We start from the raw sequence: 19486 nt of genomic DNA, 5'->3' as shown, positions 1-19486 counted from the left end.
TTGTTGATATTAATAAGTTGCTATGAGATACAGGTAAGAGATTAACAGATTGACGTTTTATATATAAGTACATGGAATTGTACGTACTTTCTTGATAACAGAAGTGAATAACAGGACTTTAAGGAGCGCCGATGACCCCAATTTTGTATATCGAAGTGGGTGGAGTTTTGTGGCAAGTGTTACCAGACGGCACTTGGCAGAGAATTCCTAGTGACTCGGTAAAAGAGCAAGGTGTTGTTGTTGTCACTCAAAATGTAGAAAGTGAAAACATCGAGCTCTCTGAGCAAGAGATCGAAGAGATTGAAACGCAGCTTGAACAAGTCGTCGATGAGTTAGCGCAATACTCAATTAATAACCGTTCTCTCGATGGAAGTTCTGGCGATAATGTGGATAGCCAAGGTGCTTCTTTCGTTCAGTATGTTCAAGCAACGTTAGATGAAACCATTGCTCAAGCCGGTTTTGATACTCGACCTGATGACCCATTTGCGACTGAGGAAGAAACCGACGCGGAAGAAATACTCGATTTACTTAGTCCTAATGCTGAATTAACCGTTGATATTCTTGATGGTGGAGACGGATACGAAAACCGCTTTGAAGTGCCAGGTGTCACGATCGAGGGGACTGCACTAGAGATCCGAGACGGTCGAACAGTACAAATCACGATTACTGATATAAATGGTAACTCCGTTACGACGACCGCTACAACGCAAGGTGAAACTTATCGCGTCGAAGGGGTAGACCTTTCCGGTTTGTCCGAAGGTGACCTCTCTGTTACCGCCGTCGTTGCCGACAATTTTGGTAACAGCGTTTCAGCACAAGACACAACCATTAAAGACACGCTTGCCGAAATAGAAGTCAACTTCGATGGCTTTGGTGATGAATACTACAACCAGTTTGAAGTGGCGTCGGGTAAGTTGGTGGGGTCAGTTAGTTTTGTTCAAGATGGCCAGCCGATCACGATTGTTATCACAGATGCTAATGGCCAAACCATTACTCTCGATTCCGTTGTGTCTGGAAACAGCTGGAGTATTGAAACTGTTGATCTTTCCGGATTAGTTGATGGTGTGTTAAGTGTTGAAGCTTCAACCATTGATATTGCCGGAAACCCTGCCGTCTTTACCGATACGATTGTGAAAGATGTCATTGCTTCATTAACTGCTCAAGTTGAAGATGGCGGTGATAATGTTCTCAACACCACAGAAAAACAATCAGCGACATTCAGTGGTAACGTCAATGATGTAGAAGACGGGCAAACGGTGACCGTTGTGGTCACTGATAGTGGCGGTGCGAGACTCGAATTCACTACCACCATCGAAAACGGCGCGTGGAGCGTAGAAAATGTTGATGTAAGTACCTTTTCTGATGGGGTCGTTACCGTTGAAGCCTCTACTATCGATATTGCGGGTAACCCAGCAACCACTACGGACACATCGACAACCATCGACACGACTGTACCGACGATCGATATTGATACGTTAACAGGCTTCAGCATTCTCGATTTCCGAACAGGCAATCTAACAACGATGCAGGGCACAACGACGGGAGTATCGTCAGGGCTTCCTGTCTATATTCTAGTGAGTGACGGTGTCACGGATTTAGCATTCGAAGGCGTTGTTGACGTGAGTGGTAATTGGTCAGTTGCGGGCATTAATGTATCTTCACTCGATTTGAATCAAACTTGGACTATCGAGGCGAAAGTTCTCAACGATATTGGTAATGAAGCGATTGATGATATGCCCACAATCGTTCTTCCAGACTCGCTTACCTTTGCTGAAGCTATTGTTGGTGTTTTTGGTTCTGAAGCGAAAAACTCGGACATCAACGTCGAGTTCGCCGACTTTAAGTTTTATAGTGATCAGTCCCTCTCAGCTGGTATAACCTCTCAAGGCAACTCCGTTAGTGTAACCGTAGCAGGGGACGCGCAGAGTTTAGAGGCGCGTGATTCAGCAAATAATCTTGTATTCACCGCAACGATTATTGGTGACCAAGTTCGAGTCACTTTCTTTCAAGCCATCGATCAGGGCGCCGACCTCGATTCATTGCAAACAGCGATTCTGCTAGAAGGTACGCAAACAGACAGCGACGGCACAACCGAGACTGTTATTGCTCATCTGCCTATTACGATTAAAGACTCTGAGCCTCTAGTATTTGGTGAAACCTACGAGATGGTCGAAGGGACAACATCATCAGGAAACTTACTCAACAACGATATTGACCTTGATGGTGATTTATTTGTGCGCCAAGTCGAAGTCGATGGCGTGACGAAAACCGTGACTAATGTTCAGCCAGCAATATTCAATTTGGCAGAAGGGGTGTTAACGGTTTTTCAAAATGGACACTGGACGTTAGTGGCGAGTCGAAACCTAGACCACACCAGTTCGCAGTCAGTGACGATTAACTATATTGCTGGGGACGCGGGTCAAGACTTCGGTAGTGCGACTGCTTTGATTAATATTTCCGACGGCGAGCAAGGGGCTGTAAATGGTGGGAGTATAACGACCATTGAAAATAGCCTTACTGATGGTGACCTGACCCAAAATGCAACATTTACTGTAACTGCGGGATCGGATAACCCAGACCCAGCTTCACTGCAATTTGACCCAAATACTATTACGTTACTTGAATCTTTAGGACTGGAGTCGACGTTAACACTCACGTCGATCGATTATGTACTGAGTGCTGGTAATACCGTTATTACAGCTTCTTCTGGTGGGAATGTCATCTTCACCTTAACGCTAAGCGGAGTTGCGAGCGGTAACGATGTGACGGCCACTATTCAACTGGTTCAGTCTGAACCTATCAGCCACTTACTTGCTAGCGACAATGTGATACTGCCCCTTGATATCACGGGGATAGATCTCGATGGCACTGCGTTAGATAGCGGCCGATTTGAGTGGACAATATCGGATGGACAAGATCCTTTGTTGAGCAATGCAACTTCAATCTCGATCAATGAAACCGAACTTGCAGCAGCCCCTGTGTCTAAAACGGGCCAGTTCAGTTTGGACATTGGCAGTGACTATTTGGACTCTGTCTATTTCGATGCCGCTGATCAGCCTAGTTTAACCAGTGGTGGAGCAGACCTAATTTATGTTGTAAATGGCGACGGCTCTTTATCTGCCTATACAGAAGATCCAGACACGCGTGGTCAAATTGATCTTCTTGTTTTCACAGTGAGCTTTACAGAGCCTGCCAATGACTCAGATGCATCAATTGACTACACGTTTACGTTGGAGCGAGCCATTGACCAAGTTAACGGCTCTGACCCTATCCCCGTTGTTGTCACCGCAAAAGATAACGATGGTGATGTCACCAAGCTTGAACTTGATATAACGATTACCGACGGTGGGGACTCTACCATTGGGTCAGGAACGGTTGAGCTTTCAGAGGTGCCTATTGTAGACAGTGTCAGTGCAGGCACGACGGCCAACGTGAGCTTTAACGTCAGCTCTTCATTTGACCCGTTAGTTTTCCTTGGTCTTGACGTGTCTACTGGCGATCCGGTACTAGATTCCAATGGTGATCAGATAACTCAAAATGGTGTTGCAATCACTTGGCGAGACAATGGTGACGGCAGCTATGACGCCATTTTACCTAACGGACAGTCGGTCTTTTTAATCTCTTTACCGAGTGACTTCTCTCTTGATCCGGGCTCAACGACGACGATTGACGTTTTCTTGGAGCTTTATCAATCGATTGACCATGTTGGTAGCGGCAATGATCTCTCTCTTGATATCCCAATACCTGTTTACACCGAAGACTCTGATGGCAGTGAAAACTCAGTCACCTCTACCATCAAAATTTATGATGGGGTTAACCCTGAGCTTACCGTTGTATCTTCAATAACTGTCGATGAAGACGGCCTTAATGGTGATGGTCAAGATACGGGGGCAGAAGCAATATCTCCTTCGATTGAGTTTATTGAAGGCTCTGACGACATCGTCTCCATTGAAATTGATACTGCTGCGTTTGATGCACTAGGCTATACCAGTGGAGGTCGGGCAATAACGTTAAATGACGTCGACATTGATGGTTGGTATGTTGGTGTAGATTCTTCGAATAACGAAGTTTTCCAAATACGTTTGAATTTAGACGCGACGGTTGAGTTCGTTTTGCTCGCTCCGCTCGATCATGCCACTGCTGCGGGTATGAATAACCTTGAGCTTGATTTCTCCATCACTGCGACCGATGCTGATGGAGATAGCTCTGCGGCAGTGGAGTACACGGTCAACGTCACAGATGATGTACCTGTTGCAGGGGACTCAACGCTTAACCTTATTGAAGGTGACAATCAGAGCGGTAATCTTATTACGATTAATAATCGTGTTGGCGCTGATGGTGGTAAGTTACTCAACGTTGAGTATGACACCAATGGCGATGGTAACTTCACTACTTATACGTTCTCAGACAGTGACACATCATTTAATATCCCGCTTTACAACGATAATGACTCCACCAGCTACGGTACATTGACGATCAATCGCGATGGTACCTATACCATAGTAACGGATAGTGACGTCAATGCGGATCCGCAATTAAGCGATGTACTTAAGTTCACCATTGAAGATTTTGACGGGGATGTGGATAGTGGCCAAGTCACACTTCAACTCGGTGATAACAATGGTTTCATCCGTGTCGAAGATGTGCAGGTAAGGGAAGATAACCCAGCAACCCTTACTATTACTGTTTCAACGGGTGATATTGACCAAAATGAAGCGGTTTCTGAAATGACGATTACAGAAACCTCTCTTCAGGGCGGCACTCTCTATCTTAACGGAGTCGCACTCGTCGCTGTTGGGGGGGAAATTGTACTGTCTGGCGCTCAATTGGATGCAACTAACCCAGAATTGGTCGTACCCAATGGGACGCTCACTTACCAGCCACCACTTCATCAATCCGATACCACTATTTCAATTTCGCTTGCGGTTGGTGCGACCATTACCAGCGATACTGGCTCACGAGATTTAACGGAATCACTAGACGTATCTATACTTCCTGTTGCCGATACGCCGGAGTGGGGGACATCTGTATTCACTTATGAAGTTGTAGAAGATGCCGACACGTCACTCAATTTAGATATCACCGCCAATCTAGTCGATCAAACCGATGGTTCTGAAACGTTAAAATACACAATCTCCAATGTACCTACAGGGATCACTATCTATATCAACGGAGTTGCTATTACGGAAGGTAAACAGTATTCGCAAACTCAGTTAGATAAGATGGAAATCGTCGCTGATGCCAACGTAGCCGGCCAGTTTACGTTTGATATTACTGCGGTCGCGATTGAAGATGGTAACAACTTCGTTTCTAATGATGACAAAAAAGCTGAAACATCTCAGCAAGTTGTGGTGAATGTTCGCCCAGATGCAGATACACCGGTGCTGTCTGTCAAAGATATAAAAGATCTCGAAGACAACGTTATTAACCTTCAAGACTATATCTTTGCGCACTTAACGGATACGGACGGATCTGAGACCCTTTCGATTCTCATTGAGGTTCAGGATGGTTGGGAGATCGTTGGTGGAGCGAAAGTCGGCGCAAATTCCTATACAGTGACGGCTGACGATCTCGCAAACGGCAGTGTGACGCTCATACCGAAAGAAGACATCAGTTCGTTTACCGAAGACTTAGAGATCTACGTGACGGCTATCTCGACGGAATCAACTCAGGATGGGCTGATTCCTTCGAACCCTCAAGCTTCCAGTCCAAGAGAGAAAATCACCGTTTTCTTGAAAGGTGTGGTTGATGAACCAACAGTGGTTGATGGTGGAGAAGGACACTGGCAATTTGATGAAGGCACCCAAGTCATCAGTAATCTTGCAAATCTGTATGAAGATGAACTGATTGCGTTGGATTTCCTTGTTCAAACAACCGACGACGATGTCTCAGAAGAACTGAATATACTGCTTACCAGTATTCCTGATGGTACCGTACTGGTTGATTCCTCGGGCGTTCCTGTCGCATTGACCATCGCGTATGTTGACCCTACTACTGGGCCTGTCTATCAGGTCAGTAATGCGGATTTAGCTGCGTTGTATTTAAAACCGGTACAAGATTTCAGCGGTGAGTTAACGTTTGATGTGATCGTTATCTCTACGGAGCCTGATGGGGACTCTGGTGAATTCCCAATGACCGTGGAGATTGAATTGCTACCGAAAGTGGATCAAACCGATGGACAGGTGATTGCAACCGAAGGTATAGAAGACAGAAGTATTAGTCTTAACCTTACACCATCAATAAACCAAGATATTGATGGAAGCGAGAGCCTTACAGGGTACACGATTGTGTCACTTGATTCGGACTTGACGCTCTATTTTGATGGCTCTCCGATTGTCGTGGGGGCTTCTGGGTTGGATCTATCCGCGCTAACCGATGCGACATCACCCACTTTGGATGACTTACTCAATAGTGGACGCCTTAGTGTTGTGGCAACCGAAGACCTTGCCGGTGTATTCAACATCAATGTTAAATACGAAGTGACGGATACATCCCCAACAGGCGCAACAGACGTCAAAGAAATTACGGGTAGCCTGAGTGTTACGGTAAACGCAAAAGTTGAACTGGATACGCGCTTAGAAGGGTCTGGCGCGATCTATTCAAGTGACGATGGGTCGGCAGTGGATATATCCGATGCAGTTGCGTTTGTGGATGCGGATATCGACGGCTCAGAATTCCTCGATTACATTCTGATTATTGTACCAGATGGTTATAACTTAATTGTTAGTCACCCTAATGGCGCTAGCCAAGATGCCGATGGGAATTGGATCATTCCAGCGGATGGGTTAACCAGTGACTCTTTCCAAGAAACGTTCGCTCAGATATTAAATGGTGCGACTATTTCTAGCCCTCAAGATACCCCTTTGTTGGATATTGTTGTCCGTGCACGAGCCCTAGATGGAGAAGACGATCGCTTTATTGACGCGACATTCCAGCTCCAAATCACAGGGCATAGTGGTGGTGGCGGTAGCTGTGACCCTGTGGGGGCCCCTGGTGATATTCAATCTGGTGATATTAAACAGCCAGAGGGGAACGAAATTGATCTCTCAGGCTTGTTAGATTCAGATGTCGCGAGTGATGATGGCAATGAACTCTCGTTTTATATTCCGGCAGACTCTCTCCCTGATGGAGTAGAGATCGAGGGCGATGGTGTCACCGCTGAATATGATCGACTCGGTAATATTGTCGGTTATTCAATTACCGCTGAAGCACTTGATAACCTAAAACTGACTGGTGTCGATGAGGACTTTGCGGGTTGCCTGACCTTTACGATTGAAACGATTGAAACCTCTCCATGTAACGGAGACTCAGTGACCACGCAGCAAACCATCACAATTCAAGTGACGCCCGTGGTTGATGAGATTTCAGTAAGTAGTGATACAACTTCAATCAAAGAAGATACTGCCACTGACTTGAACTTAGAACTTATTCTTGGGGATAGTGTTGAGTCGGGGCAAACCATCACTGGTGAAGGTAATAGTGCAACGGGTAAAGAGACGGTGAATTCGCTCACTGTTACGATCAGTGCAGGAGCGGCACTATCAGGGCCTGTCGATGTTCTTCAAGACAACAATGACGGCACTTGGACCATTCTTGACCCTACTAGATTAAATGAAGTGAGTGTCGTGCCACCTTTGCACTACAGCGGTGATATAACGCTGACTTTAACGGACAGAATACTTACGAATGGCAGCTTGATGCGTCGCGCCTTGCTGACGTCTATATTCTTCCTCCACGAGACTTTAGTGGCGACATCCCACTCTCGCTCGAGGCAATTACTCAAGAACTCGAAAATGGCGACTTAAACTTTACTCACTCAGACTTTACCGTAGGCGTTTTGCCAGTTGGTGATCGAGTTGAGCTGGTTGACCTACCTGATAACGTCTCGGGAGAAGAGAATGATGGACTTGTTATCACCTTAGATGCCTCAAGTTTTGAAACCAATAGCGATGAGTACATCATCATCTCATTTACGATTAAGCCTACTTCAGATGCTTCTGCGCTGAATGGTCTAGACAAAGTTAGAGTAGGGCTTCAGAGCGGTGCTTTCGTCACAAATGGGGATGGAAGCGCAACGGCAACAGTCACCGTCAAATCTAATGAAGTCGATAAGATTACCTTTTTCCCTGGTGATGCTTTCGGTGATATGGATGTGACCATATCGGCCGCAACGTTCGATCAAAATACCGTCCTTGGAAACCTTGAAAGTGACGTGGGTGATGTGACGAGTGAAGATCTAGTCATCACCATAACGCCAGAGCCAGATGAACCTATCCTTACCGTAGAGTATGAATCGATTGTGGCTGAAGCTAGCGGAACTATTCCTCTAGGGCTGGAGCTGAGTTTGATTAATCCGGCCACCGATGAAACTGGCTTTGTGACTATCTCGGGTTTGCCTTCCGGCTTACTACTGAGTTCTGGTACTGAAGAAAATGGTAAATACACCGTTTCAATGGATGATATCGCTGATTTGGCGATCGTTGGCGGTTATTCAGGTGCCGATGAATTCCAATTAGCTATTGAGCCGACTGCGTCACTCAATGGCTCTGATGCAGAAGGTATCGCCCAAGTTATCGATGTGACTCTTTTGGCAATCGCAGACAATCGACTGGAAGGGACGAATGGAGCCAACGACCTGTTTATTGTGAGCAGCAATTCTGGCACAGATACCATTGCCTCGTTTGACTACTCTCAAAACAGTGATGCAATTGATATTAGTGCGATTGTTAGTGGAGTCACGGACGGCAGTTCAGCAGACGCTAAAATCGATCTGGATGACAATAGCGGTAACGTGAAATTGTCTTTGAAACCAGATGGTTCGACTATTCAGCAAGAGATCATTCTCGAAGGAGTGTCATTAAACGATTTGTACGGCAGTGACACATCAAGCGTGAATGAATCTGATATCTTGCAAAAAATGATTGATGATCAAAACCTCATTGTGCAGTAAAGGGATAGAACATAATCGATGGAAAACGAGCAAAAGGATGACCTCTGGCTGAGTACGCTAGAGTGGCTAGGGCGCTATTTTGAAACGCAATGCCACCGCACGCATCTTTCGAGTGGCCTGCCGCTAGTTGAAGGGCGTTTTGACCAATCACTCTTTTTAAGAGGCATAGAACGCCTTTCTCTAGAGGTGCAAAACTTGCACAAACGAGATTTGGCTCAAGCGAGCTTTCCTGTTGTAGCGGTATACAGTGCTACTCATCAACCGGTGGTCATTAGTGCGCTCATCAATGGCACTGTTACTCTCCAATCTGGCACAGAAGAACAAACGCTACCTCTAGCTGAACTTAGCTGCCAGATAGAATCTTTAGTCTGGCAAGTGACTAAGCCTGCAAAACTCGATTCAAGGGTGGATATCCCCACCAATCACAAGCCAACACACTGGTTATGGGCAACACTGCGCGAGGTGAAGCCTTGGTATCGTGATCTTCTCGTTGCCTCTTTACTGATCAACCTTCTCGCTTTGGTTGTTCCGCTCTTTACAATGAATGTGTATGACCGAGTGGTTCCGAACCAAGCGTTTAGCACCCTTTGGGTATTGGCCATTGGCGTCACAGTTGTTCTGGTGTTTGATTGGTTATTGAGAGAAGCACGAAGCTCAGTAACGGATGCAGCCGGGCGATATATTGATAATAAACTATCAGCCAATCTGTTCTCTAAAGTGTTGGGGATGAAGCTAGAGCAACGTCCTCAATCGGTAGGGGCGTTTAGTCGTCAGATGCAAGAATTTGACAGTGTGCGAGACTTCTTTACGTCAGTAACGCTCACTACGCTGGTGGACTTACCGTTTACGTTACTGTTTCTAGCCTTAATTGGTTGGCTCGGCGGCAGTATGATGTTTGTCCCGATGAGCGTCATGTGTTTTTTGATTGTATTGTCGCTGCTAATGAAAGGAAAAATAGAGCAAACACATTCTGAGACTGCGCGTTTATCGACTCAAAAACAAGCCCATCTCTACGATGGTTTAAGCAATATTGATGAGATTAAGCAGAACAATGCTCAAGGGATCATGCAACAGCGATGGGAGCAGCTATCGTCGTCGTTATCTGATTGGCAAGTACGTTCACGCCAATACACCAATATCATTGCTCACTCTATTCAATCCAGTCAGCAAGTAGTGACTATTTGCCTTATCGTGATAGGCGTTTATCAAATATCAGAAGGCTTGCTGAGTATGGGGGGATTGATCGCGATCGTTATGCTCAGTGGCAGAGCGGCGACCTCCATTAATCAACTCTCGATGCTTATGCTGCGTTACCAACAAACTAAAACAGCGGTCGAAAGCCTAACAGGCATCATGGATCTTGAACAAGAAGATGAGCAGGGTTCATTGCTATCTCAGGGGGAGTTTAAAGGGGCAGTTCGATTAGAAAATGTCAGCTATCAGTACCCAGAGACTCTAAATCCATGTTTAACCGACATTAGTATCCGTATCGATTCGGGCGAGCGTATTGGCGTGATTGGCGCTGTCGGTGCCGGGAAATCAACACTTCTTGCGTTGCTTGCCAAACAGTTAAGTCCGACTCAAGGGCGGATTTTTTATGATGCTATTGATAGCCAGCTTTGGCCGACGGCTTTGTTACGTGACAAAACAGGGTGGGTAGGACAGAGCACCCAACTCATTTACGGAAGCGTCGTGGACAACATTACGTTAGGTAGTGGTAGCGTCGATCAAAAACGACTGACGGATGCAGTCAACCTATCAGGCTTGAGTAGCTATTTAGATCGTTTCAATAATGGTTTGGAAACTCAGGTAGGCGAAGGAGGGCGCTTCTTGTCGGGTGGTCAACGCCAAACTGTTGCATTAGCGCGAGCATTATATCGTGATTCCAACTTGATTATTTTAGATGAACCCACCGCTTCATTGGATAAGCCATCCGAAATACGCCTATTTAATAGCTTACAAAGCCTTCCGAGAGATAAAACGCTTATTGTCTCGTCTCATAAACCGTCTTTTCTTGCGTTATGTGACCGAATTTTAGTTATCGATAAAGGGGCTGTCATTGCGGATGGCTCTCCTTCGGAAGTGTTCAATCAACCCGCTGGGAATTCTGGGCGCAGTCGAGTTAGGTCGGTGTCTGTTGTACGAGGAGGCCAAAATGACTAGTACACCTTGGAACAGCGCACACTTAGCCTATCGCTCTCGTCGTCTCATCTGGCTCAGTGCGGCTTGTATTGCGGCAATCATTGGTTGGGCTACATGGGCAAAACTTGAAGAAGTGGTGATTGGTGAAGGGAAAGTCGTGCCAAGTTTATCGGTGCAGACGATCCAGAGCCTTGAAGGTGGATTAGTCAAAGAAGTGCTGGTTCGCCAAGGTGAACGAGTTACTCGAGGCCAACCAATCGCAATACTCGATGACACTCGTTTTAGGGCCAGTTTTCAAGAGTCCAACCAGCAAGCAGAATCCCTCTACGCACAACAGCAAAGACTGAAAGCAGAGATCAATTCGATAAAAGTGTTGAGCTCGTCACTGCCTTGGCAAGACCAAATCGTATTTGTTCCTCAAGGGTTTGATATTAATGAGCAGAGTCACCTTGCGCTTATTAACGCGCGAGCAAACTATCTAGAGCGGATGGGGCAGATTAAATCGGAACTTGAGGAATCTACGTTAAGAATTGAACAGCAAGCTCAATCATATAGCGATACGCTTCACAACATTAGAACTTTGAAGAGCAGCCTCAACATCGTTACAAAAGAACGAGATATGCTAAAAGCAGTGGTTGAAAGTGGCGCGGTGGCAGAAGTGGAGTTGCTCAAGCTCAATCGTGACGTTATTAAACTCAATGGTGACATTGCCAGTGCAGAAGCGGTGGCACAAAAACAGAAAGCGGCGTACTCAGAAGCGATCACAGACAGACGCAGTACCGCGCTTGAATTCAGAACTAAGGTACAAGGACAGCTGAATGAAGTGACAGCCAAACTTGCTCAACTGAGCGAGAGTCGCCATGCGATTGCCGATCAGTTGAAAAGGACACAATTAGTTTCCCCTGTTGATGGTCGGGTTAAAGAGATCTTTGTTCGCACGATTGGTGGTGTCGTCAAGCCGGGTGAGCCGATTATGGAATTGATTCCGGAAGACAGTAACCTGATTGTTGAAGCGCGCATTGCTCCAAAAGACATTGCGTTTGTGAGGACAGGTTTACCAGCAACGGTGAAATTTTCTGCCTATGACTTTGTGATTTATGGCGGACTCAAAGGACAGGTGACTTACGTCAGTGCGGATGCATTGCAAACTGAAGATGGTAATGCGTATTACCGTGCTCATATTGCGCTCTCTTCGGAGACTGAGGAGTCTGGCTTTACCATTATTCCGGGTATGCAAGTGGCAGTGGATATCTTAACCGGAGAAAAAACAGTACTCAGTTACTGGCTAAAACCAATTTTAAGGGCGAAAGAAAACGCTCTAAGAGAACGATAGAATAAGGAAATAGAATGCGTTCGAAAACGATGATGTGGATGGGAATTCTGTTCTCGGCGTCTTCACAAGCAATCTCTCTTGAAGAATCGGTTGCTTTTGGTATGGACTACAGTCCTGAAATTATGGCTCAGTACTCTCGCTTTCAATCCGTGATTCGAGATAAAGAAGCGGCTAGTGGGCTATATCTCCCGCAAGCTAATGTATACGGTGCTATTGGCTACGAAGAGACTCGATACAACAGTGGGAACTATATTGACTCTGATGATAGGGGCTTAACTCGAACTGAGCTCGGACTTAAGGTTTCTCAACTTATCTTTGATGGTTTTTCAACTACGTCAAACGTTGACCGACTTGGTTACGAAGCAGAGGCACAGCGTCTGACCCTGATCTCTCGTGCAGAAAATGTGTCGTTGGATATTGTCCGTATTTACCTAGACCTGCTGAAAGCCCAAACCTTGTTGGAGCTTTCAGAGCGTAACGTTAAAGAGCATCAAGAGATCTACCAGGACGTCTTAGACAAAAAGCAAAAAGGGTTAAGTAGTAACTCGGATCTTGCGCAAATCTCTGCTCGCGTCGCGACCGCACAATCGTCGTTAATCTCAGCGCAAAATAATCTGTTTGATTTGACCGTTCAATATCGACGTCTTGTTGGGCAAAAACCTGACAACCTTGTCGACCCTGTTTTTGACAATGCGTTATTGCCGAGTTCTGTCGATGTGGCCAAATCTCAGGCGATAGAGAATCACCCAGAAATTCGCGCAGCCGTCCTAGACCTTGAAGCCGCTCGTAAAGAAGTGAGGCGTGAAAAAGGCGGCTATTACCCTGAAGTCAAACTTGAGCTGCATGCGAATAAGAATGACAACGTCAGCAATGCTGAAGGGCCAGATGAAGACGCGAGAATCATGCTGACGATGGACTATGACATTTTTAATGGTTTCTCTACCGACTCGCGTGTGGAGTCATCAGCGTGGCGTGTTGAAGAGGCGAGAGCGATTCGAATCCGTACCGAGCGTGAAGTAACTGAAGGCACTGAACTTGCGTGGAATGCTTACGACATGTTGGATAAACAAAAAGTTCTCCTTCAGCAAAACGTAGATGCGGCAAAAATAGCTGAACTTGGTTACATCCAACAATTCGCGGTGGGCCGCCGAAGTTTACTTGATGTGCTGGATGCAAAAGTAGAAGTCTTTTTGGCGCGACGCAACTACGTCAACACCAAATACGACCACACACTTGCAGCGTATCGCCTGTTTAATGCAATGGGCGTATTAACTTATGCACTGAGGGTAGAGCACCCAGAAGAGTGGCAAGAGGAGGCTAAATAATGAAGTATCGTATGACGACTTTAGCGCTTCTAGCGTTACTTGTGGCAGGTTGTGCTCAAGAACCTAACATTCAAACAACGCGTCACCAAATTGACGACCTTTCAGATGACGATGGCGACGGCGTGATCAATCAACGTGATTTGTGCGCAAATACCCCTGAAAATGTCGATGTAGATCGAGTGGGGTGTACCGAGTGGCAAATTAATGAAAAAGCTAACGTGGTGAGCTTCTTCTTTGCGATGGACCAAGATCAGGAAGTTTCTTCTCATCAACAACCGTTAGATAAGTTGGTTCAATTACTGACAGAGTATCCAGCTAGCGATGTGATCCTAGTGGGTGATACCAGCCCAGAAGCGAGCTTGGAATACAACAAAGCTTTGGCCAAACGCAGAACACATACTATTAGAGAGATGCTTGTTCTTGAAGGTATCAACCCAGAACGGATATCAGAGCAGGAGTTTACGCAAACTACCGCAGTGACTGAGCAGTTACATGCTCGTAAACGTCGAGCAATAGCTGTCGTAGTGACTAACGTTTTATCTGTGAAACCAACTTGGAACATTTTTAGCTCGGAAAACAACTTGAACTCAAATTCAGATGTGGAGGAAACAAATGAGCAGTAATTGGAAACCTCTACCGATATTAGGGTTCGCACTTTTCTCATCTCAAGTGTTTGCAGAAAGTGAGGCTCAAAAAGAGCTGGTAGGCGTAGACAGCCATTTAGTCCCTTTATTGAAAGAGCTAGTGGTAGACCTAGAAGAACCACCTGAAATACAAGCGTTGAACAACATCCCAGGTGCGATGATCAACCGTGAAATTCGCGTCGGTATCAGTTCAAGAAAATGGACAGATTTTGAAGTCGCTCAGTTTGAACTTGAAACAGGCTATAGACCGACAGAGCTTTACTTTACAGCGGACGTCGTTGCCTTTCTCGCTAACGTCGACAATCCAAATAACGCACTGCCGATTGATGTGATTCGTAGCGTGTTCGGTTGCCAAGAGACCTTGACTCCAGTTCGCTGGGCAGAGTGGGGAAGCGAAGACTCTCCGGTTCTTCAGCCGTTTGCCGTTGATGGTGGATTGAAGTTTCACAAGAAGTTTACCGAGTGGACAACTTGTAAAGAAGGGACTTATGTATCCACCCAGTTTGTCGTGGATGAAAAGGCGTTGATCTCTAAGCTAGACGGTGAAAAAGCATCAGTTGCTTACGTAACTTATGTAGATCGCTTCGATCAATACAAATTGCTATCAGTCACTGATGATAGAGGCGTAACCTACGACCTTAATAAAGAAACAATTTTATCGGGCCGTTACCCGCTTTCGAGTGTCTATTACATGTATCTAGACTATCCTCCTCATCGAGACTACCTCACTGATGACGAAAAGAAGTTTATCGGCTTGGCCTTGGATACTTCGATTAAGGAGACACTGAACGACTTTGGTTTTATCAGCTTACCGGAAGAAGCTATTAGACGTAACAAAGTTCGTTTGGGGCTTGAAAAGCCGATCGTGGAAGGTGGTTACAAGTAGATAGATGGAAGGCGAGGCATCAAAGTGTCTCGCCTTTTTCATTTCTAGACCACAAGCTTAACGGTGACGGCAACAAAGGCATGATCACTGGCCTGTTTGTCATGTTCAAATTGTGGATTGATCAAGTGATGATCAAGCGTGACATAACGAATGACATCAGCGATAGAATAGTGGGAGTCAGGCTGAAACTCTTGTGACATTAAAATGTAGTCGAGTACATTTCCTTTCGCAAAATGATAATGGGTTGGAGGCCTGACTGCGTGGGAATCATCATTGTCACAAAGCTCCCAACTGTCTTTTAGTATTAAACCGCGTTCATCGTCGTTTAAATTCGTGGTTAGCGGATTAGTGATATCACTCTTTAGCGTTTGATTCATATCGCCCAGAACAATGGTTGGCGTAGGTGTTTTGGTATACTGGTCATCCATGAACAGCCTCAACATAACGGCTTCCCATCCTCTTTGCTGGCTTGATAACCATTTACCTAGAAGAGGCTGGCTAAGTTCCTTGTCACTCGACTCGGTTGCTCTCTGAGACTTTAAATGACACACATAAACAGACACTTCGCCGTAATTAGGAACGTCGATGATTGCTTTGAGAGGTGAGCGACTGAATGCTGGTGGAGTCGTTATGTATCCTTTCATTTGCTCTTTAGGCGGTACGACCTTTTCGCACTTTAGGATAGGATGCTTGGATGCGACGGCAACAACGGGTTGAGAGTAGATGTAGCCACTTTCTAACTTTGGTGTATCGACGGTGACAAAGTATGGGTAGCCACACTCAGCTAAAAGTTGCTTTGTCGACTCAATACTAAAGACTTCTTGCAAGCCTATAACATCCGCCCTCAATTTTGTTATCTGAGATTTAGTCCATCGACATTTCTCATCCCATGCTTCTTGTTCATAGATGTTTGCGAAGTCGTAGAAGGCATCAGGCGGTTGGAGGAAGTTAAATAAGTTAGCGGTGGCGAAGGTCACCGTTTTTGTTGCGTGCAATGGATTTACCGTAAAAAGGTGGGTAAGTAACTATGAGAGTAGCAACTGTTACGAGGTATTTGAATAGGAGATCGAAAAGCAGCCACTAATAGTGATAATAATGACTGCTTTTAATACTAAGCTTCTACCATAACACGAGTATCTTCGCTTAACGCTTCTAACTCTTTAGCTACATCATCGATAAGAACTTCTGTCGGAATACGCATTGCGATATTTGCAGTGAATAGGCTCGAACTAACGCCACCGCCACCAGCTATAAAGACACGTTGGCAGTCCATGTCTAGAATGCTGATTCCCTGCCCATCTAGAACATGAGTAATTTCATTGACGATACCCGCACGATCATTGGAGTCGAGTCTTAACTGATAAATGGTGTCAATGTTGTGATTGTGTAGTTCTGAATCGGTAATTTGGACCAGTAGATCTGGATGGGAAGAGAATGCGTCTTTAACTAACAGAGCATTGTCAGAGGGTATCTCAACCTTGATTACCGCTGCGACCTGATCTTCAATAAAGTTAACTTTACTGATGAGCCATTTCCCACCATTTTCATGTGTGACCGCTGCAAGCTGTTTAATGGTTGCTGGGGTAGCTTTACCGACAAAATTTACAATGAATGTAGTGTTCATAATAGGGCCTCCTAGCGCTGAGTAAGGCATGACTATTCAATCTCTACAGCGATGAAAGACGAATCGGTGCCTAAAATCAGTTTAGGAAGTGTAGGGGATTAAGGTTTGAGCTAGGTCAACTTTTAGCTCTAATCTATTGTTGGTATTAAAGTAATTTAAACAAGAGCACAAAAAAAGCGACGAAGAGTCGTCGCTTTTTATCTGATTTAAGTCGGTAGGAATTAGAAGCTAATTTTCATCTCTACGCCGTAAAACGCATTGTCATAGCTAGCGCCAGCATCCATCGCGAATTTCGCTGCGTCTTGGTTACCAAACCATGGTGTACTGCTGTATTGGAATTCAGCACTACCGCCCCAAGCATCGCTTACCCAACCGTGAATATGACCTACAGGGTTAAGGAAGAATAAAGTTACGCCACCCATGGTTTCTGAACCCCAAACTTCACCGCCTGTTGCAACGATGTCTTGCTCCGCTTCGAACATCATTTCACCGACGACAGCACCAAAGAATGGAGTGATAAAGATATCCTGCCATGAAGGTACTTCAGCGAAAGCTTCAACGCCGTATTCCCAGAAGAAGGTAGACATAGTCGCAGAATACAAGAATGACTCGAATTCATTAAAGCCTGCATGACGAGCTGCGGTATAGTAAACGCCACCGAAATATGGGTGCATGATGTAGTTTAGGAAGTGTTCATCACGATCCCAAACTGGACCGGAAGTAACGTTGTCTTTCCACTTAGAGCCTAAACCGCTTAAGTTACGGTCTTCTTCATCCCACTTAGTGATAGATTCAGGAAGAAGCGTCATTAGACCTACGGTCGCTACACTTAAGCCGAGGATAGTGTAGGTTTGACCCATTAGGTAATCCCAATCTTTCTCGCTAGATACGGTTAAGTATTTAGGTAGGCCCGGATCTTCAAGCTTTAAGTTGTCTTCAGTCAGGCTTAAAGAGTAAGGGTCTTTTGACGAATACTGATAAGAGTTGTAAGAAAGCGTGTTGAACTCAGCATTGTCTACGGTGTACGAAAATTCAATATGCTGATTCGCATCATAGATATTGGCGTTGGCACATGCAGATGCTGACATTAATAAAGCGGCGATGCTTTTTTTAAACACGGAAAACTCCACAGTTATTATTTTTTAATGATCGGGTTCACAATTATCTATTAAAGTCTGAGTAATGGGAACCAGTATTTGTTCTAAATTAGAAACTTAGACGTTTTTTACCGGATTGCCATAGTATTTCTCGGTAAACTCATCAAATGTGTGACATTTCCCACTAAGGATAAAACGATGTTGAAAATTGCAATGCTAAGCACTGGGGAAGAAGTACTCCATGGAGACATTGTCGATACAAATGCAGCTTGGCTATCTCAGCGTTTCTTTGAGCATGGTTACAGCGTGACCAAACGCTCTACCGTGGGGGATGAAATGTCAGCACTCATCGAAGAGTTAATGATGCTGAGCTTTAATTGCGATGTAGTTGTCGTCAACGGTGGTTTAGGGCCAACGGCGGATGATTTAAGTTCAGAAGCAGCGGCAGTCGCGGCAGAAACTGAATTAGTGCTATTCCCTGAATGGCAGGCGCGCTTAGAGCAGTTCTTTGCTGCAAGAGGCGTTGCTATGCCAGAAAGTAACATCAAGCAGGCGATGCTGCCAAAAGGGTCGCAAATATTGGATAACCCAGTCGGTACTGCTTGTGGGTTTAAAGTCATATTTAATGATTGCGCGTTTTATTTTACGCCTGGTGTACCAAGTGAATTTAAATTGATGGTTGATCAGCAAATCCTGCCAGATATTAAGCGCAGTTACCCTGACATCCTCGGTAAAGAGTGCAGCAAGCTCTATACGTTTGGTACGTCAGAATCAGCGTTATCAGACAAGCTCGACAAAATGCAGCTTCCTGACGGATATAGCTTAGGGTATCGCTCGTACCTGCCATACATTGAAGTAAAACTGTTTGGACCAAAAGAAGACCTTGATAGACGAGTGAAGCTGCTTCAGATGATTTTCAGTTTGATTGAAGCAAACGTCGTTAGCATTGATGAGTCGATGCAAGATCATGTTGCTCATTTAATCCTTGAGAAAAAGCTATCTATCTCGACTGCAGAGCAATCAACATTTGGAGCGCTGTCTCAATGGATTCAAGCTCATGAAGGCGCAGCAGAATATTGTGGCCATGGTTGGGTGCTTGGCGAAAAAGTCGCATTGTCAGAAGGAAGTGACGATGCCCTTGCATCAGCATTGGCATTAGCGGGCGCGACCAAAGAAAAATGTGCAACTGATATCTCTATCGTCACTGGCAAAGTTGCAGATAAAGCCTTTTCTGTGGCATTGGCAACCCCAGAAGGAGAGTGGGGGCAAACGTTGACTTTTAATAGAGAATACTCGCGTAAAGAACGAACTTTAGTTATCACCACAATTGCAGCGGATATGCTTCGACGTTATTTGAGTAGCAAACCGATTTTCCCAGAATACAGCTCGTTGGTACGTAACAAAGAGATGTTTGTGCCTCGAAGTGTTATTGGTGCATAAAAATGCAATAACCAAGCTATTGTGAATTGTCAAATCGGTTTGGGC

At 45.3% G+C, this 19486-nt stretch carries 9 protein-coding genes and 1 pseudogene; 7 read left to right on the top strand and 3 right to left on the bottom strand.

All coding sequences use genetic code 11. From position 1 onward, the window contains the following. Positions 1–131: 131 nt before the first annotated feature. The 6 genes and pseudogenes from AAFX28_RS17440 (at position 132) to AAFX28_RS17415 (ending at position 15280) form a co-directional block, all read left to right on the top strand. Positions 132–8950 (top strand): annotated as a pseudogene (locus tag AAFX28_RS17440) (type I secretion C-terminal target domain-containing protein). A gap of 18 nt (positions 8951–8968) precedes the next feature. Beyond that, entirely contained in the window at positions 8969–11113 is a 2145-nt protein-coding gene (locus AAFX28_RS17435; protein ID WP_408689523.1) for a type I secretion system permease/ATPase, read from the top strand. Further along, positions 11106–12425: an HlyD family type I secretion periplasmic adaptor subunit gene (locus AAFX28_RS17430; protein WP_408689521.1), complete on the top strand. Its 1320-nt coding sequence runs from the start codon at positions 11106–11108 to the stop codon at positions 12423–12425. Before AAFX28_RS17435 ends, AAFX28_RS17430 begins: the two co-directional genes overlap by 8 nt. 14 nt (positions 12426–12439) lie before the next feature. Continuing rightward, a complete protein-coding gene (locus tag AAFX28_RS17425) occupies positions 12440–13750 on the top strand; it encodes a TolC family outer membrane protein (RefSeq protein WP_408689520.1) in 1311 nt (436 codons plus the stop codon). Further along, a complete protein-coding gene (locus tag AAFX28_RS17420; protein WP_408689518.1) occupies positions 13750–14373 on the top strand; it encodes an OmpA family protein in 624 nt (207 codons plus the stop codon). The genes AAFX28_RS17425 and AAFX28_RS17420 overlap by 1 nt, the downstream gene beginning before the upstream one ends. Then, positions 14363–15280, top strand: coding sequence for a PstS family phosphate ABC transporter substrate-binding protein (locus tag AAFX28_RS17415; RefSeq protein WP_408689517.1), 918 nt, complete (start codon positions 14363–14365; stop codon positions 15278–15280). Before AAFX28_RS17420 ends, AAFX28_RS17415 begins: the two co-directional genes overlap by 11 nt. Before the next feature lie 44 nt (positions 15281–15324). On the opposite strand, the gene AAFX28_RS17410 is transcribed toward AAFX28_RS17415, so the two are convergent. The 3 genes from AAFX28_RS17410 to AAFX28_RS17400 all read right to left on the bottom strand — a co-directional run bounded on the left by AAFX28_RS17410 (position 15325) and on the right by AAFX28_RS17400 (position 18022). Continuing rightward, positions 15325–16275: an endonuclease/exonuclease/phosphatase family protein gene (locus AAFX28_RS17410; RefSeq protein ID WP_408689516.1), complete on the bottom strand. Its 951-nt coding sequence runs from the start codon at positions 16273–16275 to the stop codon at positions 15325–15327. Positions 16276–16391: 116 nt separating this feature from the next. Beyond that, on the bottom strand, positions 16392–16904 hold the full coding sequence (locus AAFX28_RS17405) for a glycine cleavage system protein R (RefSeq protein WP_408689514.1): 513 nt from the start codon (positions 16902–16904) through the stop codon (positions 16392–16394). Positions 16905–17125: 221 nt separating this feature from the next. Beyond that, positions 17126–18022 (bottom strand): DUF3943 domain-containing protein, encoded by an 897-nt coding sequence (locus AAFX28_RS17400; RefSeq protein ID WP_408689513.1) that lies wholly within the window; start codon positions 18020–18022, stop codon positions 17126–17128. Between the two features lie 177 nt (positions 18023–18199). Between AAFX28_RS17400 and AAFX28_RS17395 the strand changes: the two genes are divergently transcribed. Next, the gene (locus AAFX28_RS17395; RefSeq protein WP_408689511.1) at positions 18200–19441 is read left to right on the top strand and encodes a CinA family nicotinamide mononucleotide deamidase-related protein; all 1242 of its coding nucleotides are present in this window, start codon (positions 18200–18202) and stop codon (positions 19439–19441) included. Positions 19442–19486: the final 45 nt, after the last annotated feature.

The organism is Vibrio sp. TBV020, assembly GCF_046056895.1.
Taxonomy (GTDB): domain Bacteria; phylum Pseudomonadota; class Gammaproteobacteria; order Enterobacterales; family Vibrionaceae; genus Vibrio.
This window is presented reverse-complemented; position numbering and strand designations above follow the sequence as displayed.